This is a genomic window from Rhodoglobus sp. G.S.23 (assembly GCF_056675935.1).
Window position 1 is genome coordinate 2,489,863 of the sequence record NZ_CM155237.1, and the last position, 24,936, is coordinate 2,514,798.

The following is a 24,936-nucleotide window of genomic DNA, read 5'->3' on the forward strand; positions in this document are numbered from 1 at the left end:
TAACGATAGATCAACTCTGACCACAGCTAACGCAACCCGCGTCGCTCGCGAGGAGCTTCACCCGCACCGACTTATTCAATTCCGGAAGACTTACAGCATGAGCCCGGGCCTTGACCCCAACACAACCACGCCCGCACTCACTCACTCACTCACTCACTCACTCACTCTAGAAACGTACGCGGCAAGAATCCTTGGGTCCTTCGCGCCTGCACCCGAGGCGCGTCGTGCCTTCCACTAGGGCGACGTCAACGACGATATGATTCGGATATCGTGGGAAACAAAGACATCAAGGTGCTCGACTTATTCGCTGGCGCAGGCGGGCTAACCGCCGGGTTTGCCGCCGCATCTTCGCGCTTCCGAACCGTCCGAGCGGTCGAGATGGATCCATCAGCAGCTGCTTCCTACGAAGCCACTTTTGGCCGCGATATCGTGTTCTCAGGCGATATCGAACACTGGCTCGCTACTGAAGAAGTGCCCCAAGTAGACGTCATCGTGGGCGGGCCTCCTTGTCAGGGATTCTCTACCCTCGGAAAGCAAGATGAGGAAGACGAACGTAACGATCTTTGGTTTCAATATGCGTTGACAATCGTGCGAGCTCAGCCCAAGTATTTCGTCGTTGAGAACGTCGCTGCCTTCGAAAAATCAAAGCAGTACCAATCGTTCGTTGAGGCTGTTCAACCGGGCGGGATCTTGGAGCAATATGACTTTCAGGTTGCGATTCTGAACTCCGCCGATTTTGGCGCTCCGCAAAAACGGAAAAGAGCGGTAATAATCGGGCATTTGAGGGCGCTCCCGTTCCCTGGCTTTCCTGCCGCCACCCATTCCGCGGACCAATATGTCACTGTGCGCGAAGCACTAGCCGACGTGCCTCTAGCACCAAACGGACGAAAACTCCCCACGAACCGATTTGAAGAGTTTCACGGAAGAACCTTTCCGGGCCCCTTCGTGGCCGCTGACTTGCACCTTGACAGAGACTACGCAGAAATCTCATTGCGTCGTTTTGCAGCGATTCCAGCAGGAGGCAATCGATTCAATCTTCCGACTGAGCTGAAGGCGCCTTGTTGGGTGAAGCACCAGTCCGGATCTGGCGACGTGATGGGCCGACTTCACTGGGACCGACCATCAGTCACTATCCGCACGGAGTTCTTCAAACCCGAAAAGGGAAGGTATCTCCACCCCGACCAAATGCGGGCTATCACTCATCTAGAAGCCGCAAAGTTGCAGGGGTTCCCCGCTGATCATAAATTTGTCGGTTCGAAGACATCCATAGCGAAGCAAATCGGCAATGCGGTCCCGATCGCACTCGGCGCTGCGGTGGCAAGGCAGATTCTCAACGCGATCGAAGCGTAAATCGCATCACGGCGCGACCCGGGATGGTGCACCTACTCGCTATCGCTCAAGATTTACGAGCGCTATCAAGAACCGCATCGAAAAAGCCGGGTTGCACATCGCTGCCGATAACCATCGACCGGTCCAAGAAAAGATTGGATCGCTCACAGGACGTTTCTGACGATAGGCAGCATCCGTGGCAAGCTGCGAGGTTTAAGGCGTTCATGCCTTGCCCTTCACTCTCCCTGCAGACTGGGTCATTCGAACACGTATCCGCGTCCTGAAGTGCAGATAACAACAACCTGGCGAGCTTCGGTGGCTCTCCCTGCCGCACTAAGCCACCTAAAGTTCCCTCGGTATCGCCGGCAGCGGTGAAAATCAAAATTCCTGCTTGCCGGTCGATGCTTTCGATCGAAGAATAGACCCGCTCTCTTAGCGATGCAGAGGCATAGCCGCTTTCGAACGAAAGCCGGCGCATTACTAAATGTGAAAGCGTGTGGAGGAGTATCCCGCGTGGGGTAACTTCGGCGTGCCTTGAAGCGATGGGCGAGTTTCGACGTCGGCGCTCGATCGTTTTCGCTCGTTCTACGACTGTGGGTATCGACTCCCATTTATTGAGAGCGATTTCATCGAGCTCGAAGAAAATGCCTTCTCCAAACGCTTCGACCGCTGGAAACCACGTTTGATCATCGAAGTTCACCGGGATCAGGGCGGCGTCTGCGGAGTAACGCCGGTATCCCCACATAGATCTCACCTCGCGCAAACGTTCGACCAGCACGACATCGCCCATCAGGGCTCCCATGCCCCGAAGCACAGCTGCGTCCGATGTGGACGTCAGTGTTCGTGGCGACGTGATGAAGTAAGGTGTGTCGACTGATCCGGGCTGTTCAACTGACCGTTGGAATGCAGCCCACTCTCCGTCTAAGAGGTCTTCACGCACCTCTAACAAGTCCAAAGGCCCAGGGGCTGGCTGCAATGCTAGTTGATGAACAAAGCTCGCCTCCACTCCTATCTGACGCGCGATTCGCTCTACCAATCGTTCCGCGAGGGGGCCAAATGGGTCGCTGGCGAAGTCTGCAAAATCAGGATGCTCCCGGATCTTTATCGAGTGCCCAGCGGCGAGCGGCGACTCCTCGGGGATATCAATCGCCGAAATCACTTCGGGAGTGTGAATGTTGGTTGCCCCGCGCTGGACGGCTTGCACCGGAGAATCACACGCTGAGTTTTCGGTCCGCGCTTGCCAAGGTTGGCGCCCCTCGCACTTGAAGCCGTCTCTCGAAAGCACACCTTTGCCGGAAAGTTCTCCCAAATGACGGCTAGCCCCACAAACAGAGCAGCCAACGCTCAAACTCGATAGGCCTTCATTCCCCGTCGATGAGGACCTGAATTTGAGGTCCACTTCGGACTGACATCGCTTTTGTTCTTCCGTCTCTGCGCGACGGTGCGCCCAGCGGTGCCACTGAATATCCATGACGTGACTGCCGGACTCGCAGACAGCAACGAAACGCATCGGCACCATCAATCCTCCGCAGGAATGCTTAGGGGTTGCCGAAGTTTCCATGGCTGGAGTCGAGCGTTTCATCGCACGGCAGTTCTGACAAAAGAGCCAGGCCGGGAACCGCAGAAAAGTCAACCCTGGAGTCGATTTGGAAGGAAAGCTCGGAACGCTCGGTGCAGACTTCAAGCTGGAGACTCTGAGCGTGCGCTCGAGGCGATCGCAGGAAATGTGCGGCGATCGCTCAGGCCACCAGCTCGTATCCATCGCAATGAGCGAGTTACCTGAAATATCAACCAGAGCGCCGACTCCGAAAGGGGATATCGTTTCGCTGAGCCTTAGCGTTTTCGAGAATGAGACGTTCATTTTCCGATGTGCTCCCCTTTTACAATCACACGAACCGTGCGGTCAACTGACCGCATCGAGTTCATCACAGGCCAAGCTGCGCCCTGTTCACCGAAGCCTTTGAGTAGCGACGGCCCCTTTTTGCTCTGATAACAAAGCAACTCACCTGCCGAGCGTGCGTCCTCGATCTTCGCTGTCCATTCCGCAACAAGCCGGTCGATCTGGTCGGCCGACGAGTCTGCTTCTTTGGGATCGACTCTCGACACCGTTTTCTTCAGAATCTCCACTGCCATCCGAGCTTTATCCGACACAGGATCGAATTCGGCGCACGACTCGTTTGACGCAAGGCCCGCGCCATGACGCACAAGTATCACGAACGCAGCCGCGAGAGCACGATGCCGAGATTGAACCGACCATGGCGTGACGCTACTTGGTTCCACGAATCTATACAGAGATTCGTGAAACCCCTGAAAGGACTCGTAATGGGATCGATCTCGAGGTTTTGTAGCCCTGAAGAGCGTTACGACGATGCCCGGTACAGTCGAGCGGCCAACGCGGCTCGTGGCTTGGATGTACTCGGAAGTAGTCTTAGGCTGCCCGTTCATGAGCATCACCCCAAGCCGGGCAACATCGATCCCGACGGACAGCATATTGGTCGAAACAACTACGTCAACAGCCCCGCCAGCCGACTTCGTTACATCCAACCGTTTCAATATTTTCGGCAGCTCAGAAGCAGACTCCTGGCTGGTGAGTTGAACAACCCCATCACCATCCAAGGAGCGAAGTCTCTCTTCACTGATCGCCCTGTTCTTGAGAAGGCTCGGCACATCATCGCGCGCAATAGTTAGTGTACGACCGAGCTCCCGCAGGCTGTTGTGGTACGCCACGACAGTCCAATAGGCGTCGAGTTCCTCTTCAGGCTTCGAGCCATTGGCAATTGGTGCTTCGAGCAGCGCTGAAAGCGATCGCACAACGGACGAGGACTGTGTGAAAGCCTGTGGCATCAGCCCCATGTACAGTCGTCCCGGAGCGGTCCGATCGATTCGAGCGAAGTAACTATCGTCCGCGGAGATACCACTCGGCGGATACAGAGCAACCGGTCGGGCAAATAGCCCGCTAACCTGCTCAGCTGCAGCACGGATCGTTGCCGTTGATGCGACTATCTTCGGTTTCTTGCCGCTCCAGCTCAGAACGCCCTCGATTGCGGCTTCGTAGACCGCCATAGTGGTCCCGATCGGCCCCGACAGCAAATGCAATTCGTCTTGAATCACCAAGCTGGGAGCATCGAACTGCGCGGCAGAAGCTCCAAGCACCGAACCAGCGCTATCGGAGAGTGCAAGTCGAGCGAATTTATCGATTGTTGCCAGCAGCATCGAGGGCGGATTTGCATAGATTTGTTCATCGATTACCTCGACCGGCAAACGCTCAGCAAAAAAGCATTCGGTATTTGTGCAATGCAAGAAGAAGTCATGCATTGTTGCTACCGCGCCGTATGCACCTTCATCCTCAGTCCGAGTCTTCGGAATTATCGGCGTGGCGCACCACGGACACGCGTCGAGTTGGAATGGGTTCGTCGGATCGGTCATCTTCTTGAGTGCCTCAAGGCGACTTCGCGCATCACTCACTTTGTTAGGTGTTGTGGAGTCACCGAGCCAGAGCCCGATTGTGAAACGAGGTAGTTCTTTTAGGATCGGATGTTCCCTGCGCAATCGCTCGAGAGCGCAAATTAGCGTGGCAGCCCTCTGAAACTGCTGTGTCGTGAGGAGCCTAAGGGTGTAGCGCGTGATGACAGCGGTGCCACCACCGTTGAAGCCGTCAACGAGCCTTCTGCGTACCATCTCGAAAGCGGCCAGCGCCAGATACGCCTCTGTTTTTCCACCACCGGTAGGAAACCAAATCAAGTCGACGGTTTCTCGATCCTTATGCGACGCGTCGGCAGTGGAGGCCAACGAAACAAGAAGGAATCCGAGTTGGAAAGGACGCCATGCAGGTTCTTTATGAACGGGAAGTCGATCAGTTAAGGAAGCGCCGCGCTGCCCAGGAGCATCTCGAAAGTGCGCTGTCTGGAGTATCTGTTCCCTCATCGCCTCCATTGATACCCGGAAGGCTTCCAAATCTCTAGGGGAGTCCACAAGCATCTGAATGCTCTCTCGCATTCGCGACACAGCTTCTTCCATCCGATCGGCGAGTCCACTCGCTTCAGTCGTGAAGTTATCGCCGACGGTCGTAGATAGAAGCGATTCCGTGCCGACCCACGTCGCGTAATCGTCCACGAAAGAGCTAAGGCGCGCAGCTAACTGGCTCGCATTTAAACTCCGGTCCGCGAGCGTGCTGAGCTTCAAAACGTCCCGATCCCCGGTTCGTGCTGTGACCGCAGGAACCACGGTGACCGGCAAGAAATCCAGCGCAATGCGGTTCTCTTCGCTCGCAGCCCGCGACCAGCGCACAGAAGCACCATGCCCGACCCCAAATACGCGGTTCTCGCGATATCGAAGACTCAGTTCCCGCTCTTCCGCCGTCATGCCAATGGAGTCGACGGAACGATAAGGCAAAAGCTCGCCATCAATAACTTCGCACTCTAGAGACACCTGGAACAGACAGTCCTCGGTGGCGATAGGAAGCTCAGTCTCATCAAATTCGCGCAAGTTCTCGATTCCGACAGTGATGAGCCATGTTTCACCCACACGGCGCCATCGTGACGACACTCGTATGCTTGAGGCAACGCCCTCTATAACCGCTTCAGTTGCCATCGAGCTCAGCACGACTTTATGCGGCCCGGATGCGCTTCGGCGCCATTGGACATAGTCTGGCCCGGACTCTTTCTCATAGGTTCCGAAACTCACGATAGCTGCGACTGCATCACCGTTGACAATAAACGACATTGCAGCTGATGAAGCGTGCCAGTCGTTAGCGGTTTCAATTACCAATTCGTCTTCACCATCAGGGCTTTCGACTTCAGAATCGTCCGCAGCATCTTCTAGAGACGCAACCGGTGCGCTCCGTGGGTATAGCGTTCCGACAAGATACGTGTGCTCAGGTCGGCCTCGAATCGCTTCCTCGTTCCCTCCAGCTGGTCCAAGATATTGCGAACGCAGATAGTCCACCGTCTCTTTTCGAAGACTTTCCGCTTTTTCCGGACTAAGACTCATCACGCGCTCCTAAATCTGGGATGGGACGGTCGCTGATTTGTTGCCAGGCTCCTGCTGACAATGCCATCCATAGGCTGATTCGAGGCCGCGTCATCGCCACATATAACAGGTGCGTCGCATTGTCCGCGGTCAAGTCTTCGATATCCACTACGCAAACGTGGGCTGCTTCAAGACCCTTAATCTCACTCGGCGAATAGATTCGCGCAAATCCAGAGCCTGCTGCGGAATCGGCAAATCTCGCACGCCCTCGCCGAAAATTGGAGGTCAACGTCGCAGCTGACTGCGAGATTTCCGCCGCGAGACTGACGATAGCGACCTCGTCAAGCGCGATCCCGTTCTCTGCGAGTTCCTTCAGCCGTTGATCCAATAGTTTCCCTTGATCTTCGCGCGAATCATATTTCTTCGTTTCGACGCGCGGCCCTGCTCCGATCCGAGGAACCCCTAAGTCCGCACCTAGTAGTAGTTGGGTTTGGCGAACCACGGACGCTGTATTCCTGCAGTTCTGATGCAACCTAACGGTGGTTGAGTGCGATGAAAGCAGGTCCAGCATTTCTTGTTCGAACTTTCCATCTACATGAGCCTGATTGTTTGTGTCGCAGAAGAGTCTCCACATCCCCGTTTGCATACCGCCGATCAGAGAGGACTCCGCCACCGCCATGTCATCGAGATTCATAACATCCTGAGCCTCATCGAGCACCAAAACGTCGACCGGCTCATGACGCGGTAGGTCATCGAAGGCGACACACAGGACATCGGAGTCGGCAAGTATCGATTTCACGTGTTTGAGTAACGATGCTGATCTGCAGGAGAAGATCACTGAATTACCAGCACGCGCAGCCCTACGCGCTGTTTCGGCCGCGAGAAGAGTCTTTCCAGTCCCTGCGCCGCCTTTGCACAGCACGCGCTTGTTATCTTCCGCGCTGAGCAACACCGCATACTGATCCTTCAAGAGCTCTACGTATTCAAGTTCAATCGATTGAGCCTCAAGATTCAATTTTGGAACACGGTCAAAATCTGCGCGGAGAATCTTGGAAACTTGTTGAGGGGCGTTTCCACTATCGGAGCGCGGCAGACGCTTAAGGTGAGACCTTGCCGAGGTGAGTGCTTTTTCAATCCCGGCGACCGACATGGACGCAGGTCCCAGGTGCTCCCAAGGATTCCATTCGGGGTCGTCGGGCAGCTGCTGGTCTGGCGTCACAACGAGGAACGCGAAGCCTGAAATTAGGCCAGGAAGCTCACCTCGAAGCCGCTTTTCGAGGGCAAACATTCCTGATTGAGCTTGTTCAAACGGTCCCTCGCGTTTGAGCGAGATCTGGCCATAGCGGTTAGTAAATCTCCAGCTCCCTGCCTCGCGGGCAATACGCCCCCCCTTGACCTCCACAACGACTACACAGTCTTTAAGTACGACCACAAAGTCGACTTCTGACATCCGCTTGTATTCGTGCTCAGGAAGATGAACTGAATGGTACGCGACAGCTTCAGATCCGAGGTTCGCTTGTGAGAGAAGATTAGCCACTCGACGTTCGGCGGTGCTCTTCACATCGCCGAGCTTGTCAACAGCGGGAATTAGTCTCACTTTTTTCCGTCCCAGAGATAGTCGAACTGACGAAATGCGAGTTCTCCGTGGAAGTTCGAGAAGGTGTCGACAACGTCCACAATGAGGCACTCTTCTTGCCCGCCATTTAGCGGACCGCGGAGACCTCGGCCAACCATTTGGATATACGCGTTTGGGCTGAACGTCGGGCGCGCAAGGTACAACGCTTTTACGCCGGGAGCATCAAATCCTTGCGTGAGTACGTCACAGTTTGTGAGCACCTGTATGCGACCCGCCTTGAACTCCGAGATAACTCGACGCCGTTCGTGAGTTCTTGTTTGACCGCTTACCGAGGCAGCAACTACCCCTCGCGCCCTCAATAAGGCTGCAAGTATCTGGGCGGAAAGAACAGACGAGGTAAAAACTAGGACGGGCCAATCTCTATCTAAAGATGCGATGTGATCGACCAGCCTCGAAGTTCGTTCCGTGTCACTTCCGATTCGTTGGAGAACGCTCGGGGCGAGGCGCGAAAAACTGCTGTTGGCAAGCTCGCTCTCAGCATTGTTCAATTCAAAATCTGAGCCGGAAAGCTCTTCATGCCGCACTCTGGCGAGTACACCCATTTCTTGCAAAGCGAGGTACGGGTCTTCGTCGGGAAACGCATCCAGACGATTGCGGCCGAATCTCGCGACGAGACTCTTAGTACGTTCTTCGCTAAGCCCCTTGAACGGAGTTGCAGTCAACCCGAGAAGTGGCGTCTTTGAGTTGCGACCATCGACCTCAAGCCAACGAAAGATCCGGGTGTACATTGTGCTATCGCCAGCTACATGGGCTTCATCGACTATCACCGCAGCAGCATCTTTCAACCAGTCATACTCGTAGTCATCAACCCGCAACCGAAGCTTCGCGTCGGTTGCGACCACAACGGTTAAATCGCTGGCCGCGTCTGTGACTTCATTATCTCCCCATAGGCGACCGATACTCAAAGAACGGGTATCGGCAAAGTCACTCCAAACCTCGGCCCACGTTTGTACCGCTTGCTCGCAAAGTTCCTCTGATTGAGCAATCCATAGCACCGGCCTTTTAATCTCGTTAGCCAGAAAACTACGCACCACGGCCTCTACCGTGACGCGGGTCTTTCCCGCTCCAGTCGGCAAGTACAGCATTGCCTTCGTGGCTTCCCCTCGGGGGGATCGGAGAACTGCTTGAATTTGCTTGGCGAGATCTTCTTGATACTGATGGAGCGGGTGCAGTCCTGGTCGCCCGGGAACGAGCAACGACGACTCGAGGGCACGACCCCGTTCGCCCGCATACGCAGTGCTGAAACCGATCTGACGGACGAAAGAAATTGCTTCTCCCAATCCCGCCCATCGATCTGGCGCCGGGAATCCTTTGTCTTGGAGCTCGTACTTGAGCTCTTGTAGCGCTCCGAAACCATAGACATTCAGGAACAATTCTGCAATGTCAGTCGCGCCCGACGGCGCCCCCATTGCACGTATCGTCTTCATTAACCCAGCAGGCAGCTTTCCTTCCAATTCTGCAGCGCTGAATAGAAGCAGCAACCGCAGCACATCGTCACCCTCGGCTCTACACCGCTCCATCAGAATCTGTTTGTCCGATTCGACCGAGTCCTTCAGCAGCTGAAGTCGGTCTGGAGCCGTGAGCCCCAGCCGGAACTCTGAACTCAGAATGGCGAGCAGCTCTTCTTCTTCCAGTCCACGCTGGTAGTAGACGATCGCCCCTCGCCGGATGAAGTCCACCGGCGAATCTTCGACTCCTTCGGATTCGACGGCCGAAAGCCTTTTGGCGATTCGCTCACACTCTACGAGCTGCACCTCTTTCAGAGGACCACCGGGAAGCTTTCGGACCCCACGAAATCGGTCGACAGCGAGCACTGAGTCGCCCATACCTTCAGTGATTTCACTAAAGGTGACTTGATCGCTCGCCTTTGAACAGCCCGCTCGGTGTACAACGTAATCAACGAGTTCCGGATCAGTAATAACGATGAAAGGGGTACCCTTCGTTCGCAAGAAAGCGGCCTCTTCGCTGGTGCTCGCGATGACGACTGTGTCGACCGGCGCCGAGACGGGAAGCCCATTGGAGACGGCTGGTAATGCATCAATCTGCATCGATAGGCCCACGCTCTTTATGGCCCTGATCACCAACGACCCCAAAGTAGTGACGTCGTCACCTAGGGGATCTCGATTAAGGAATTCGGCCCACACCGATCTCGGCACCAGCTCCAACTCGTCGACAAGAGCCAATCGACTCGCTTGAGCATCCCTTGCGACGGGCAAATAGTCTGCAATAGCGTGAAGTACTGGCGAAAGCGCAACCTTTGGATCCACGGCACCCCAGCTGGTTGCCACGAGACCGAATTCTCGAACCGCCCAGAGATGAGGAGCAAGAAATTCCTGAGGAGCTGTGCGCGCGTCTCCGCGCTTCGTGAGCGACCAGGATCTTTCCCCTTCAGCTCTAAGCAACAACGTGGACCACTGCCCCAGAGCATCGAGATCATTATTAGCTCGCAGAGTCTTCAGGAGCGATATCGGTCCGGGACCGTATTCCTCGACGAACGCGGTCTCGCCAATTGACGCGCTCAGATCACGCATTAGCGTCTTTTGGTATGACGCAGTTGCCCACGCCCGATATTCGTTGAATAGTGAGTCTTCTTTGACGGGATAGCGAGCGTCAACACCGCAGACGACCCCAGCACCTCGAAGTAACCTAGCGTCAGACCCGTGATACTTCACGTCCAATCGAACGCTAGATTCGTGAGGGTCGAATACGCCGAGAGCTGGGAGAACAACCGAGCCAGATGGGCGCCAGTTGCCGTCTTCACATAGAACGCGCAACGGCTCACCCGCGCCTAAATGCGCGCGCAGTAGCCCGATGGCACGATCTTGTGGGATGAAATCTAAAACATCCCACAACGCTGCCCATTGAGCCGATGTCCAGGCGTCGTCAACCCGCGACAGAAGGGTCTGAAGTTCAAGCTCCGCAGTGACCTGCTTGAAGCCCAGATTTACTAAAGCATCATGTATTCCGCGCATCTCCACGAACGACGGGTCCACCAGGTTAATTCCAGGAATATCGCTGACGAGCTCGCCGCCGAGGAAGAGATCCAGATTCGAATTTGCTTTGTAAAGCTGCCCATCCGCACCCGGCACGATACGCGCTTCAGATCCCAGCGCTCGAAGATCCTGATCACGTTGTGCCTCTAGCAGCTTCACTGCTGTCGCCATGCTCTCGGGATCCTGTTCACGCGCGAGAAGGCCCAGCCACTCCGCGAAGTGCAGCGCGCTTCTTTGTTCGGATTCAGCGCGCGTAACGTTTTCGAGCAAGCTACTAAGTCGTGCGCGACGCTCGTTATTCGAATAACAAAATGGGTGAGGGAAATCGGTGGGCGCGCTATTGGCCGTTTGCCAGCCAGCCATCATCTTTTGATCGAGGACGCAACTTGAGGACAGCCATCGAAGCGCAGTCGCTGAGCGTAGGGTTCCGTCCGCGTCAGGGACCATCGCAGCTAAACCCGCGATCTCCGGAACCCGAGTGGAGAAGAATCGGTCGCCCTTACTACGAGCTTCGCGCCCCCGCGCAGGCATGTAGTCAAAGTGGCGTGCTGGGTCTTGAGCTGTCCTAAGCTGCGGAAGAACCTCTACAAAGAGATGAGCAAATCGCTCAAATATTTCCGTATTATATTGCCCGTCCAACAGCGATGTTCTGTCGTCATTGACGCGCCATGGCGCGTTGAAAAGCCCGCTGGCAGTTGTTTCATCCCGAAGGGGGAAGTGGGCCCAGAATTGTCCTACCCCTACTGGGCCGTCAAGTCGGCCCGCGTAGGTCAACTTGACCTCATCGCGTGCAACGGCTTCACCCACCTCCGCTCGCGCGCGAGCCGTTGGTTTGTGCATCGCATCCGCAACAAGCCACTCTGTTTTTTCGCCACTTGGATTCGTAATGTTTACCCGGTTTTCCCCAGCTTGCTCACGCCGGTGTTCCAAGTCCAAGGGTGCTTTGCCGCCTTTCACAACAAGGCGCAATCCGGTGACCAGCGGCGCGAACAAAAGGAATTCAGTGCGAAAGGTTCGCAACTGATCTTCCAACCGAGAAAGGTGGTTCACGCTCGGAAGCCGCACGATTGTGGTCGCCCACGCGGACATCTCACGGAGAACTGGATCCTCCTGCGCATACACATCAAAATTTGCAGTCGAAGGGACTCGAAGTATAGGAATCGGGCTCTTCGGGGGCGAGACTTCGGCGATCATTTGGCGTGAGGACTCGGAGTTGAACTCAAAGCTGATCGATTTGCTGAACACCTGAACACTGTCGGACACCGACAGCACGGATTTGAAACCCAAACCGAATCGGCCGATTTCATCCCCACGTTTATTGCTTATGAAAGCATGCGTTACGGCGCGCAGACCTTCGAGGGTGAATGGCTGGCCTTCATTCGCGCAATAGAGATTTCCTCCGCTTATACGAAGCTCGATCCGCCCGCCTCCAGCCGGGGCACGCAAGATCGCATCAGCTGAATTCTGGACTAGCTCGAGAAGTTGGCGCTCACTGTATCCACCAGTGCGATAGCTGTCCTCTTGATTGACATGTTCTTGAAGCAAATGAGGGTCACTGCGGTACACCTCGAGGGCGGCGTCTCTCAGCGCCTCAACCTCCCGAGTTAGCACATCGTCAGGTTCGGGCCAGGTCGAGTTAAAAGCAGTCATCAGCGCCTCCAGATATTCTCATACTGGCGTAGATGACGAATATTCTCGACCGGGATTTGCCCCCAGTTTTGGTCAGCCTTTGCTAGAAGACGCATTAGCCCCGCACCGAAAAGTCAGCACCCCCTGACACACTAGCCACGTGACAGATACCCGCACTGAGGCCCTGACCGTTCTTCGCACGCTTGTCGGCAATGAGACTGCCGATTTTCATGAGGGACAGTTTGAGGCGATCGAGACACTCGTCGATGGGCGCCGCCGCGCGCTGGTCGTGCAGCGCACCGGGTGGGGAAAGTCCGCCGTGTACTTCGTTTCCACGCTGCTCATGCGCCGGCGAGGTGCGGGCCCTACCGTGCTCGTGTCACCACTGCTGGCGCTCATGCGGGATCAGATTGCCGCGGCATCCCGCGCCGGAGTTCGGGCCGTCGCCATCAACTCCACCAACCCGCACGAATGGGCCGAAGTTCAGCAGCAGCTCGCCGACGACGAAGTCGACGTGCTGCTCGTCTCGCCCGAACGCCTCAACAACCCCAGCTTTCGCGACAACCAACTGCCCGCACTAATCAACCGCATCGGGATGCTCGTCGTCGACGAAGCGCACTGCATCAGCGACTGGGGCCACGACTTTCGCCCCGACTACCGCCGCCTGCGCGAACTCATCGCCACCATGCCCGCCGGCGTACCCGTGCTCGCCACCACCGCCACCGCCAACTCCCGCGTCGTCGCCGACATCGCCGCGCAACTCGAAACCGGGAGCAGCGACAACACCGACAACACGGCCACAGGCGGCACCGAAGTCGTCACCATCCGCGGCCCCCTCGCGCGAGCATCCCTTCGCCTGGGTGTCCTTAAACTTGCGGATGCCCGAGCTCGCCTCGGCTGGCTGCTGAGCCACCTCGCCGAACTGCCCGGCAGCGGCATCATCTACACGCTCACCGTTTCGGCCGCCGAAGACACCGCGCGGCTGCTGCGCGACAGCGGCATGGATGTGCGCGCCTACACCGGCAAAACCGACCCGCAAGAACGTGAAGAGTCCGAGAAGGCGCTCAAGAACAACACCGTGAAAGCGCTCGTCGCCACGAGTGCTCTCGGCATGGGCTTCGACAAACCCGACCTCGGCTTCGTCGTGCACCTCGGCGCCCCGTCCTCCCCCGTTGCCTACTACCAACAGGTCGGACGTGCCGGTCGCGCCACCGACAATGCCGACGTGCTGCTGATGCCGGGCCGCGAAGACGAAGACATTTGGGAATACTTCGCCACCGCATCCATGCCCGATCAGGCCAACGCCGAACTCGTGATTGCTGAACTCACTGCCGCCGCCAACTCCGGCGCCGGCCCCGTCTCCACCCCCGCGCTCGAAGCCCGCGTGAACCTGCGTCGCACCCCGCTCGAGCTGCTGCTGAAAGTGCTCGACGTGGATGGTGCCGTCGCGCGCGTGCAAGGCGGCTGGACCGCCACCGGCCAACCCTGGAGCTACGACGCCGAACGCTACGCCGGAGTCACCGCCGCCCGCCGAGCCGAACAACAACACATGCTCGACTACGAACGACTGCCCGCCGGCACCGAAGGCTGCCGCATGGAATACCTGCAACGCGCCCTCGACGACGACACCGCCACTCCCTGCGGCCGCTGCGATAACTGCGCCGGCGTCTGGTACCCCACCGACATCAGCACGGATGCCACCACCCGCGCCACCGCCACCCTCGACAAAGTCGGCGTGCCCATCGAACCCCGCGCGCAATGGCCCACCGGAGCCGACAAACTCGGCGTCCCCGTGCGCGGACGCATCAACCCCGAACTGCGCGCCAGCGAAGGCCGCGCCCTCGCCCGCCTCACCGACCTCGGCTGGGGCGGAACCCTGCGCACCCTCTTCGCCCCCAGCACCCCCGACGCACCAGCGAGCCCCGCGCTCGTCGCAGCCTGCGTGCGCGTGCTCGCCGACTGGGGGTGGGATGAGCGACCCGTCGCCGTCGTCTCGATGCCGTCACGCAGCAAACCACAACTCGTGGCATCCGTCGCCGAAGCCCTCGCCAGCGCCGGCAAACTGCCCTACCTCGGAACGCTCAGCCACACCGGCGGAGGTCCCACCGGCGAACCCGGCGGCAACAGTGCCTACCGCCTCGCCAGCGTCTGGGGACAATTCGAATGGGCTGGCGGCAACGGAGCAGCCGGAAGCGCCGAGGGGACCGCATCAGCCGCAGGCAACCCGCTACCCCACGGCCCCATCCTGCTCGTCGATGACCTCGTCGACTCACGCTGGACCCTCACCATCGCAGCGAAAGCACTCCGCGAAGCCGGGGCGGATGCGGTACTGCCGTTCGCGCTAGCCCTGCGCGGGTAGCTCCCAGCAAAAAATCGTGTCGGTGCGCCGGCAAAAAGCTACTCTGGAAGCTATCGCAACGCTGCCGCCGCAGCGCGATCAGATGTTGCCATCGATACACAGGGGCAGTTTGCGGATCGCCTCGACGACAGCTGATGCTACAACCCTTGCGGATCGATCCTCGCCAAACTCTTCTCTGGCCTCCGCAAATGCCGCTATTGCTCCATGCCGCGTGTGCTCAACGATCGCAACCGCTTGTTCGGTGGGCACCTTCAGACGGCGGCCCACTTTCACTAGATCGGCAGTTGACACCGTGTCAGATCGATATTTGCCGTTGACGCTCATCGGAAGCAGAACAACTTCGTCGTCCGCACGATATGGCGCGTACGTGGCCAGGTCATAAAGCGGAGCCAGCGCCACAGTTTCGTTTTCCAGGAGGAGCGAGTAGTTCTTAGCATGAGCATCTGTGCCGCCGACGACGACGTTAAAAACAAACGCTTTGAAGAACTCCACAGAGGCTTCATACCGGTCCGAGGCAATCGGGAACAATTCCGTCAGGCGGGCAAAATCTCCCACTCCTGGCCCACCCTCCGTGCGCTGGTATTTTTTGGCCGGAGTAACCCCCAGTGCCTGGCACAAGTCCTCTTGATGGAGTCGGCGCCATCGTCCGCCAGAAATAGCTCTGTCGTATCGCTTGGATACAAAGGTGCTCACGTTCCCGAAGTTCCGAACATAGCTCTCCGAAACATTCAGGCCTAATGTTCGGGCTGCAGTCATCGTCAGCTGTTCGATGACATCGATGTCTTTCATGTCGCCAGCGTTTGGCTTGAAGATGTGTGTCGTCGGAGTCGCGTCGTCAGGCAATCCCCACCGCCCGGGAGCCAGCTCGTGTAGCGCGATCTTTGGTTGGGCCCCTGCCAAGCTGAATCGCCCATCCGCGCGCTTTATCGGCTTGCCGTCGCGATACTCACTTATTGTCTCGTTCAGTTTTTCTTCTACTTGCTGGTCACTTAGCTCAGCAACGCTGTTCCGCGTGCCTACGGCATCAGGCGAACTAGCTCCTTTGGGCATGAACTGAAGCGCTCCGGCAACATCCCTTCCGACATGTTCGAGCATCGCAAAGGGGCTCGCAGCCGACACGGAGTACGTACTTGCGATCGCTGCAAGTGCTTGGGCATTGTCGGGGAGCAGCCCTTGGAGAAACGGTAAAACCACGCGGTTCTTGTGCTCTTTTACTTCGACCGGCATTGATATCGAGAGTGGCGTCGGATTGGCGCGTGCCGCATAAGACTCGTCGTATGAGAATGTTAGTGCGCCATTGGACGTCATCTGAGCGGTCCCGGCGAGGTCGCCGTCCAGATAGACGTCAAGCTGTCGGTTTGGCATGGCCGCCCTCGTTCCGCATTCGGGTCTCCGAGCGCGTTAGCGGCTGGAGTTCTACTTCGTAACCAAGGGCCTGAAGCACATCGAGAACTTTGCTCGCCTCAACCGTAGATTTGCCGCGCTCGAAGTCCACGAGCCATTTTCGAGAAACGAATGCTCGTTCGGCGAGCTGCTGCTGGCTTAGCCCCTTTTCGGCGCGGAGCTGCCTCACGCGCGCGCCCATTGCCCGTACATTTTTCATTGATTGCCCCTTGCCAGCACACGGCGGGTATGTCACCGTACGGTTTTATTATGACTGGGTCACCGTACGGTGTCAATGCCAAATGTCACCGTACACAGACATCCAAGAATGTTCTCGTACGGTGACATTTGTGTTGCACTGAATTCACGCGCCACACGTTGGCAACGAAATGGCTGCATCGTGAAATGCAAGGGGGACGGAGCAGACGGAATCGTGGTGAGCGGAAACACAGCGGCGGCTCTGCACGGAATCGGAGACCTCCTCCCCACCTCCTATGAATTCACTTCGCCCGCCCGTCGACAGTCGCAACGCCCCGAGATCCGATTCAAGCGAAGGCTCCTCGCCGCCGACCAGATCACTCTCGTAGCCGGGATTCCAACCACTGGAGTTGAGTGAACGATCGCAGACCTGGTGCACGACAAAGAAGACCTGAGCCTAGTCGGGGATCTCGTTGGTGAGGCGCTGCGTTCCGGCACCATTCAACTGGATTTTCTTGCAGTCCTACTCAGCCCCTTCGCCGCACGAAATGGATTTCCCAAAGACGACGGACTCGCGCTACTGAGGAAACTGCTAGAGCTCGGTCACGTCGATGTTGCATCCCAGATCAAGCGAACGGCTTCAAACCCAGCGCGGCTCTCAGCGACCTCCCCGCCGACGTAACAGCGCCATCCGAAGCACTCGCAGAGGCAATCGAAAGTTCGCAACGCGTCACATCCGACGACGACATACGATCCGTGCAAGCACTCGTGAAAGATGTCAACTCGCTGCAGCGTCTCGCGACGCAGAGCCAGGCCCCCGATGCAGACTGAAGACTCTCCGCACCCCAACGGACGCGGCGTCCAGGCAGCGATAAAAGTGCCGCCAAGCGAGACGTGCGAGCCAAGACGGTCGGTGTCGGTGATCTGATCCGACAAGCGACGTTTGACCGATTCCTCTACAGAATGTTTTCCGTTCAGCCGCCCAAGTTCGTGCTCAAGGGCGGCCCCGGGGATGCTCGCTTGGCCTCTCTGACTGTTGGATGACTTCCCAACCGCGTCAGCCGCCGAGGAACGAGTCCAAGCGATGCTCAACCCGATATTGGACGAAACAGTTGCGAACGGCTGGTGGGAGCCAGACGCTGGGATCTGGATGAAGTCACACTGAGCTCATCTGCGCAACCTGTCATTAATTAATGGCCGCGAAGCAGGTGCAGAAGCCGTGCTCCCCTTCGCACTCGCGCTTCGCTGTTAGCTCCCCACAATAAATTGTGCCGCCTGTCCGGCAAAAAGCTACTCTGGAAGCTATCGCAACGCTGCCGTTGCAGCGCGATCGGAGGTCGCCACAGTGTCAGATCCCTACACGAAGCCCCACAATTTCGCCCTCGGCGCGTTCCTCTCCGTGCTAGCAATACCCCTCGCAATCGCCGCAGCAACCTTCGTCGGCCTGCTGGGAACAGGCATCGCGGCCGCCGTCGCCGCCATCGGGATGTTTGCGGCATTTCAACTCTTCGCCCTAGGCTCCCATGGCCCAGTCAGTCGAGGCAGCGACTTTCTCTTCGCCCTCATCGTTGGCGCCATCGCCACCGCCCTCGGAGCCCTCTCGGGACTACTCACTGACGCCTACAGTTCCTACGCTGCCGGCGGCGGCAGCGGCATCCTCGAAAACCTACTCGCCGGACGCGTCGAACTCCCCTTCCCCAGCCGCCCAGAAGAGATTGCGGTCCCCCTCACCATCACCGCTGTCCTAGCCGTACTCGCGATCGTCATGAATGCGGCCAAAGCGCTCGCTGTTCACCGCGACAACATCATGGCCAAAGCCAACGCCGTCACAAGAACAGCCACCAGCCACCTAGAGACATCACGAACCGCGCTGACATCATCCGCCAAGAACTCAGCCAACGCCGCGAACCAATTCGCCAACCACGTCATGACCATCAATTCCTCGTCCCCCGGCATCGTGCTCAACGGCAAACCACTCGAACAACTGCAATTCAAGACACACCTGTGGCGCGACCTGCGCGAGAAGATCTACAAAGCAATCCGGGGTTAGGCACAGCCCGCACAACACAGCCGACACAACACAGCACGCTGGCCCAAAAGGCAGAACCCTACCGTCAGCAGCAGTTCGCACCGAGAGGTGTATTCGGAGAAATACTTAGCTATTCTAGGGAGTATCGAAAAGGTGCTCGGTGAGAGATTCCCGCCGCACCCGCAGAGGTGATCAGCGTGTCAGGAATGTACACAAACCCCGGCCCCGGAAACTACGCGACCGCCAAAGGGCGCATGTTCGAAGCCGAAGCCCAAGCCCAAGCCGCGAGCGCCCACATCGGCGGCAACATCCTGCCCCGACCAGAACGCCCCTACAGCTACACCCGCGGAATACTATTCTCGCTACTCACCATTCCCATCGCTGCAGCACTCGTTGCCACCTTCGGACTCAACTCCCCCGCCGCCGCCGTAGCCACCACCCCCATCGCCATGATCGCCGCCTTCAGACTCTTCGGCTACGGATCCGGGCGCACCCCCGTCACCGGGCGAGACTTTCTTGCAGCAACCGGAATCGGTGCCATCACGTTCATCATCGCGATCATCATCAGCCACCCCTATAGCCTGTACCTCTCCTACCTTTACGCGGACGGAGCCGGAAGCATCCTGAGCCCAGCATTCGTCACCTACCTCTCAACACGGCTCAATGAAAACCCCGGACAGATCATCCTCCCCATAGCCCTCGTGACCGTACTCGCTGCAGTAATCGTGTTCAGAAGGGCACGAGCCGCCCGCACCCGAGCAACTTCAACGCCGACGCCAACGCCGTAGCTGTCTGAACTGGATCACACACCCATCAGGGGTTCGTCAGGTCTCCGAACTACACAGTAAGAAGGAACCCGACGCGCATCACCAGCGCACCGCACCCCAGGAGACACCATGGCGATCATCCGCTACACCGGCATCTACAACGCCGACGGGGGAATCTGGGGCGAAACCCGCTACGTCATTGGACATCTCCTCGGCATCACCGCCTGCTCCTTCTGCGACATCACCCACTCGCCGATTCGCCGCAAACCCGAATGGGATGCCATGGTCACCCGCCTCGGAGTGCCCTTCGATGTGCGACACCGCAACGAAATCACCCCGGCCGAAATCGAACACGTCACCACCACCGGGCTGCCCGTTGTGCTCGCCCACCACGACGATGGCAGTATTGCCACCGTCCTTACCGATAGCGAGCTGGATGCCGTCGCCGGATCGGTCGCCGATTTCGCGTTAGCACTAACCAAGGCATCACCCGCCAGTTGACTTTCCGGCTTCCACAGCGTGTAATGGAGATACCCCTTAGGGGTATCCACGTGAAAGGAACGCCATGCCCGGCTACGACGACAACAAAGAGCAGCTGCTGAAACGGCTGCGCCGCGCTGAAGGTCAAGTTCGCGGCATCCACCGCATGGTCGAAGAAGACACCTACTGCATCGACGTGCTCACTCAGGTGTCGGCCGCAACCAAGGCTCTCGAGTCCGTCGCGCTCGCCCTGCTCGACGACCACCTCAATCACTGCGTTGCCGAAGCCAGCCGCGAAGGCGGAGCTGTCGCCGACGAAAAGCTTCGCGAAGCGAGTGCCGCCATTGCGCGCCTCGTTCGTTCCTAACAACAACTTTCGCCCGCGCCTCGCGCCGGCGACAACCGAAGGAGAAACATGTCTCACACCGCTGACTACCTGGTCGAAGGAATGACCTGCAACCACTGCGTCTCTAGCGTCACCGAAGAACTCACCGAAGTGGATGGCGTGACCGAAGTCACCGTCGACCTCGCCTCTGGTCTTCCCTCCACCGTCTCGGTCACCTCCGATGCTCCCCTTGACGACGCAACTGTCGGCGCCGCAATCGAGGAGGCAGGCTACACGCTCGTGAAGAGCCTCTGATGGCCAGCGACCCGCTCACCTCGAGCAACGCGCAATCCCTCAGCGAGGCTTCGGCCATCAACACCGTCAACCTTCTGGATGTCGAACTCGACATCACCGGAATGACCTGCTCCTCCTGCGCGAACCGCATCGAGCGCAAGCTCAACAAGCTCCCGGGCGTCGAGGCGACCGTGAACTACGCGACCGAAAAGGCTCGCGTGCGCGCCCCAGAAGGCACCGACCCGCAACAGTTCCTCGAAACGGTGAAGGCTGCGGGGTATAGCGCCGTCATCCCCGTCCCGATTTCTGAAACACCGGATGCCGACACCGCACCAGCTGGCAATGACCGTGCTCAACAGCTGCTGCACCGCCTGCTCATCTCGACCGCGCTCACGGTGCCCGTCGTGCTGCTGTCGATGATCCCCGCCCTGCAGTTCACCTACTGGCAGTGGCTCGCGCTCACCCTCGCCGCACCGGTTGCCGTGTGGGGTGCGTGGCCGTTCCACCGTGCGGCCGCCGTCAACGCTCGTCACGGTGCCGCGACCATGGACACCCTCATCAGCCTGGGCATCATTGCCGCCTTCGGCTGGTCGCTCTACGCCCTCTTCTTCGGTGGTGCTGGCGAGGCCGGCATGCACATGACGATGACGTTCTTCGGAACCCCGCATGGTGGATCAAGCGAGATCTACCTTGAGGTTGCTGCCGCCGTTACCGTGTTCATCCTGCTGGGCAAGTACATTGAAGCCCGTGCGAGCCGCGAATCAGGAGCCGCTTTGCGCGCCCTGCTGGAGCTTGGCGCGAAAGATGCCACCGTGCTGCGCGGCGGCATCGAAGAACGCATCGCCGTCTCTGCACTCGCTGTCGGCGACCAGGTTGTCGTGCGCCCCGGCGAAAAGATCGCCAGCGATGCGCTCGTCCTCGAAGGCAACTCTGCCGTCGATGCGAGCATGCTCACGGGCGAATCCGTCCCCGTCGAAGTCGGCCCAGACGATCGCGTCACCGGCGCCACCCTCAATGTCGGCGGACGACTCCTCATCGAAATCACCCGCGTCGGCCGCGACACCGAACTGGCCCGCCTCGGTCGCCTCGTCGAAGAAGCCCAAACCGGCAAAGCCGACATCCAGCGTCTCGCCGACCGTGTTTCGGCAATCTTCGTTCCGGTCGTTCTCGGCCTCGCCGTCGTTGCTTTCGTCGGGTGGATGCTCGTCGGCGGGCCAATCGAACTCGCCTTCACGGCTGCCGTCACCACGCTCGTCATCGCGTGCCCGTGCGCCCTCGGCCTCGCAACCCCGACCGCCCTTCTCGTCGGAACGGGTCGCGGATCGCAACTCGGCATCCTCATCAGCGGACCCCAGGTTCTCGAACGCACCCGCACTGTTGACACGATCGTGCTCGACAAGACCGGAACCGTCACGACGGGTGAAATGCGCCTCAGCTCGCTTGAGGTGCTCGAGGGCGAAAACGACGAGCTCGTGCTAGCCCGGGCGGCCGCCGTTGAGGCTGGCTCCGAGCATCCGGTTGGCCGCGCGGTTGTTGCCGCCGCCCACCAGCGCGGCCTCACGCTGCCGAGCGCCACCGACTTCGCCGCCCACGCGGGCACCGGCGTTCAGGCCACGATCGACGACACCGTCGTGTTCGTCGGCAAGCCGTCGTGGCTCGCCACCGACAACGAACAAACAGTGTCGGATGCCGCCCTCACCCTGGTCAAGAATGCTGAAGCTGCCGGGTCGACCGCAATGGTCATCGCGTGGGGCGGTCAGGCGCGGGGAGTGCTGGTTGTCGGCGACACCGTCAAGGCAAGCAGTGCGGATGCCGTATCCGAGTTCACCCGCCTCGGCCTGCGCCCTGTGTTGCTCACGGGTGACAACGCTGGCGCCGCAGCATCCGTCGCCGCCACGGTCGGTATCACCGATGTGCACGCGGGCATCACTCCGCAGGGCAAGCTCGAGGTCATCCGCCAGTTGCAGGCCGAGGGACGTGTCGTAGCGATGGTGGGTGACGGGGTCAATGACTCTGCCGCGCTTGCCGCCGCCGACCTCGGAATCGCGATGGGTGGCGGAACGGATGCCGCAATTGCCGCGAGCGACATCACGGTTGTTAGTGGTGACCTGCTCGTCGTCGCCGACGCCGTGCGCCTCGCAAAGCGCACGCTCGGGATCATTCGCGGCAACCTGTTTTGGGCATTCGCCTACAACGTTGCAGCGTTGCCGATCGCAATGCTCGGTTTGCTCAACCCGCTCATTGCGGGCGCAGCAATGGCCTTCTCGTCAGTGTTCGTCGTGATGAACAGTCTGCGCTTGCGTGGCTTCAAGGGCAGCGTATAAGAGACCGAGACCGAGACCGGTCAAATGGCGTAGATTCGCTCGGCGTTGCCTGAGAACAATGCCACCTGCTCGTGGGGCGCATAGCCTCCGATGAGCGAACGGTAGGCGTGAATCAGGTCGGTGTACGAGCTGAACAGGCGGTCGAGCGGCCAGTTGGAGCCAAACACGGTGCGGTCGACACCAAAAAGCTCAATCGACGTCTCGACCCAGGGCCGAATTGAGTCAATCGTCCACTGCTGGTCAACCATCCCCAGCCCAGAGATCTTGATGAACGTATTGGGTTGAGCCGCAATCGCCGCCATCTCGCGTTTCCAGAACGCGAAGTAGTCGTCGCCGCGTTGGCGAGGAAAACCGCAATGATCGATGCAGAGAACCGTCTCGGGGGCGGCTGCTGCAAGGTCGGCAACTCTGCCGTACGTCTCTGGCAGACAATCTATCGACGCAACGAGACCGCGCACACCTAGCGTCTGAATGCCGTGACGGTAGCGCTCGTCCACCAAGTAGTCGCCGTGAGAAAAGTCGCGTATGCCACGAAAACCCCCGAACTGTGAATGGCGATCGAGCTGCTCGTCAAGATCGTCGGCCTTGAGATCAGCGTGGGCGATGATGCCGTGGGGAATACCCGTGCGGGCGAACGCTTCACTCAGCCACTGGGTCTCGACGACAGGGTCTTTGCTTCCCAACGCCGCCTGCACATGGATGACTTTGCTGACGTTGTTGAAGCGAGACTCGGCAAGAAAGTCTTCGGGGCGATACTGGCGTGACTTGACCGCATCGATGTTGCCAATCACCGGATGATCGAGCTCGGGGTCTAACCAGGAATACTCCAGCGTGGGGTGCCCCAGGTCATAGAAATGCACATGGGTGTCGACGAAGGCTAAATCGGTCACAGGCTGAACTCCATTCGCGGCGCGACAGTGCGCCGCACGGGTAGATGGTCGAGCTAATCGATAAAGAGGCCGCCATCGACGTCGATGACTTCGCCATTGACAAACGCGGCACCATCGGAGGCGAGAAAGCGCACGACGTGGGCGACCTCATCCGGGGTTCCCATGCGACCGACGGGTACTCGGTCGATCATGCTTTTAGAGGGCAAAGCCCCCATCATGTCGGTTTCAATCATGCTAGGTGCGACCGCGTTTGAGGTGATGCCGTTGCTTCGTTCGGCGTTAGCGATCGACTTGGCGAGACACATCATGGCCGCCTTGGAGGCCGCATAGGCACCACCGGTGCTGAAGCCGCCATTCTTTCCCGCCGAGGATCCCACATTGATAATGCGACCGAAGCCTGCTTCTCGCATTCCTGGTAGCACTCGCTTGCTCAATAAAAACGCGCTCGTAAGGTTGACGGCGAGAGTGCGATTCCACACTTCGAGGCTGGTGTCATCAATTCGTCCGGGCGCCAGAACACCAGCGTTGTTGACGAGCACTGTTGGTGTGCCCAGTTCATCTTCAACGCGGGTTACCGCATCGTTGACCGCTGTTTCATCTGACACATCGCAAGCAATGCTGAGGGCACCGTTGGCGATCTCACCGGTTCCGGTGAGATCGAACGCCGCAACGGTGTAGCCATCGCTGATGAGCGCCGCAGCGATTGCAGCGCCAAGACCTCTCGCTGCGCCGGTCACGATGGCAACTCTGCTCGGCATGACACCCTTCCGGAATTTGGTAACGATTCCAGACTCCGCTCTCGAGCCTATCGCCAGAGCCTCACCTGCTGCAATAGAGCGAGACCTCTGCCGCCGTGCCGGCGCAACCCGGCGCGGTTATGCCTCAGGAAATGGGCGACGAGTGTAGAACTCGGTGAACTCTTCACAGCGGCCTTCACTATCGAAACGCAGAAGAAAAACGTTGTCGTAAATTCGCACGATCGGCCCGCCAGCCACGTCACGGTAGGACGAAGCTCCCCGCGCAACAACGACAGCACCGTCAACCGCAACAGGGTGATAGCGCGCATCAAAGGTTCCCGGGTCGTCCCGAGATGACTCGACCTCGGAACCATCGCCCGCACCGTCATCAGCCTCGTCGTCTACCCACGACGCCACAACGGCATCCCGCCCCCGAATCGGCTCGTCGTGAGGGTGGTAACGGTAGGCGATATCGTCACTAAATAGAGCACCAATATCCGCAGGATCATAGGAAACCCACGCGGCAACATAGTCGTCGAGCCAACGCTGAGCGCTCTCATAATTCATGGGCACACGCTACTCCCGGTGCACGACC

The 24,936-nt window shown here is 58.6% G+C and carries 18 protein-coding genes and 1 pseudogene; 9 read left to right on the plus strand and 10 right to left on the minus strand.

The genetic code is table 11. The features are described 5' to 3' along the window. Positions 1–270 precede the first annotated feature (270 nt). A complete protein-coding gene (locus tag AC1ENN_RS12175) occupies positions 271–1,350 on the plus strand; it encodes a DNA cytosine methyltransferase (protein ID WP_480406137.1) in 1,080 nt (359 codons plus the stop codon). A 46-nt stretch (positions 1,351–1,396) separates the two neighbouring features. Here AC1ENN_RS12175 and drmB read toward each other — a convergent pair whose 3' ends face one another. The 5 genes and pseudogenes from drmB to AC1ENN_RS12200 form a co-directional block, all read right to left on the minus strand. Then, on the minus strand, positions 1,397–3,190 hold the full coding sequence (drmB, locus tag AC1ENN_RS12180; RefSeq protein WP_480406138.1) for a DrmB family protein: 1,794 nt from the start codon (positions 3,188–3,190) through the stop codon (positions 1,397–1,399). Then, positions 3,187–6,318, minus strand: coding sequence for a helicase-related protein (locus AC1ENN_RS12185; protein WP_480406139.1), 3,132 nt, complete (start codon positions 6,316–6,318; stop codon positions 3,187–3,189). The genes drmB and AC1ENN_RS12185 overlap by 4 nt, the downstream gene beginning before the upstream one ends. Continuing rightward, positions 6,308–7,894 (minus strand): NERD domain-containing protein, encoded by a 1,587-nt coding sequence (locus AC1ENN_RS12190; RefSeq protein WP_480406140.1) that lies wholly within the window; start codon positions 7,892–7,894, stop codon positions 6,308–6,310. Before AC1ENN_RS12190 ends, AC1ENN_RS12185 begins: the two co-directional genes overlap by 11 nt. Beyond that, entirely contained in the window at positions 7,891–11,097 is a 3,207-nt protein-coding gene (locus AC1ENN_RS12195) for a DEAD/DEAH box helicase (RefSeq protein WP_480406949.1), read from the minus strand. The genes AC1ENN_RS12190 and AC1ENN_RS12195 overlap by 4 nt, the downstream gene beginning before the upstream one ends. Before the next feature lie 1,083 nt (positions 11,098–12,180). Beyond that, positions 12,181–12,576, minus strand: a pseudogene (locus AC1ENN_RS12200) (ATP-binding protein); the annotation flags it as partial. Between the two features lie 139 nt (positions 12,577–12,715). Between AC1ENN_RS12200 and AC1ENN_RS12205 the strand changes: the two are divergent. Continuing rightward, a complete protein-coding gene (locus AC1ENN_RS12205; RefSeq protein ID WP_480406141.1) occupies positions 12,716–14,914 on the plus strand; it encodes a RecQ family ATP-dependent DNA helicase in 2,199 nt (732 codons plus the stop codon). 78 nt (positions 14,915–14,992) lie between these two features. Here AC1ENN_RS12205 and AC1ENN_RS12210 read toward each other — a convergent pair whose 3' ends face one another. Then, positions 14,993–16,279, minus strand: a complete 1,287-nt coding sequence (locus tag AC1ENN_RS12210; protein ID WP_480406142.1) for a HipA domain-containing protein — start codon at positions 16,277–16,279, stop codon at positions 14,993–14,995. After that, positions 16,260–16,517, minus strand: coding sequence for a helix-turn-helix domain-containing protein (locus AC1ENN_RS12215; protein WP_480406143.1), 258 nt, complete (start codon positions 16,515–16,517; stop codon positions 16,260–16,262). The genes AC1ENN_RS12210 and AC1ENN_RS12215 overlap by 20 nt, the downstream gene beginning before the upstream one ends. Before the next feature lie 180 nt (positions 16,518–16,697). On the opposite strand from AC1ENN_RS12215, the gene AC1ENN_RS12220 reads away from it, so the two are divergent. The 7 genes from AC1ENN_RS12220 to AC1ENN_RS12250 all read left to right on the plus strand — a co-directional run bounded on the left by AC1ENN_RS12220 (position 16,698) and on the right by AC1ENN_RS12250 (position 22,714). Continuing rightward, positions 16,698–16,913, plus strand: a complete 216-nt coding sequence (locus AC1ENN_RS12220) for a hypothetical protein (RefSeq protein ID WP_480406144.1) — start codon at positions 16,698–16,700, stop codon at positions 16,911–16,913. A gap of 927 nt (positions 16,914–17,840) precedes the next feature. Then, entirely contained in the window at positions 17,841–18,545 is a 705-nt protein-coding gene (locus AC1ENN_RS12225) for a hypothetical protein (RefSeq protein ID WP_480406145.1), read from the plus strand. Positions 18,546–18,730: 185 nt separating this feature from the next. Beyond that, positions 18,731–19,312 carry a hypothetical protein gene (locus AC1ENN_RS12230; protein ID WP_480406950.1) on the plus strand — a complete coding sequence of 194 codons (582 nt, stop codon included), beginning with the start codon at positions 18,731–18,733 and terminating at the stop codon, positions 19,310–19,312. Between the two features lie 108 nt (positions 19,313–19,420). Next, positions 19,421–19,792, plus strand: coding sequence for a hypothetical protein (locus tag AC1ENN_RS12235; protein WP_480406146.1), 372 nt, complete (start codon positions 19,421–19,423; stop codon positions 19,790–19,792). Between the two features lie 64 nt (positions 19,793–19,856). Next, positions 19,857–20,138: a metal-sensitive transcriptional regulator gene (locus AC1ENN_RS12240; protein ID WP_480406147.1), complete on the plus strand. Its 282-nt coding sequence runs from the start codon at positions 19,857–19,859 to the stop codon at positions 20,136–20,138. Between the two features lie 48 nt (positions 20,139–20,186). Beyond that, positions 20,187–20,411 (plus strand): heavy-metal-associated domain-containing protein, encoded by a 225-nt coding sequence (locus AC1ENN_RS12245; RefSeq protein WP_480406148.1) that lies wholly within the window; start codon positions 20,187–20,189, stop codon positions 20,409–20,411. Positions 20,412–20,512: 101 nt separating this feature from the next. Then, positions 20,513–22,714 (plus strand): heavy metal translocating P-type ATPase, encoded by a 2,202-nt coding sequence (locus AC1ENN_RS12250; protein WP_480406951.1) that lies wholly within the window; start codon positions 20,513–20,515, stop codon positions 22,712–22,714. Positions 22,715–22,734: 20 nt separating this feature from the next. Here AC1ENN_RS12250 and AC1ENN_RS12255 read toward each other — a convergent pair whose 3' ends face one another. The 3 genes from AC1ENN_RS12255 to AC1ENN_RS12265 all read right to left on the minus strand — a co-directional run bounded on the left by AC1ENN_RS12255 (position 22,735) and on the right by AC1ENN_RS12265 (position 24,908). Further along, the gene (locus tag AC1ENN_RS12255) at positions 22,735–23,604 is read right to left on the minus strand and encodes an amidohydrolase family protein (protein WP_449647507.1); all 870 of its coding nucleotides are present in this window, start codon (positions 23,602–23,604) and stop codon (positions 22,735–22,737) included. 53 nt (positions 23,605–23,657) lie between these two features. Beyond that, positions 23,658–24,362 (minus strand): SDR family NAD(P)-dependent oxidoreductase, encoded by a 705-nt coding sequence (locus AC1ENN_RS12260; protein WP_449647508.1) that lies wholly within the window; start codon positions 24,360–24,362, stop codon positions 23,658–23,660. Positions 24,363–24,479: 117 nt separating this feature from the next. After that, positions 24,480–24,908 carry a nuclear transport factor 2 family protein gene (locus tag AC1ENN_RS12265; protein WP_449647509.1) on the minus strand — a complete coding sequence of 143 codons (429 nt, stop codon included), beginning with the start codon at positions 24,906–24,908 and terminating at the stop codon, positions 24,480–24,482. Positions 24,909–24,936: the final 28 nt, after the last annotated feature.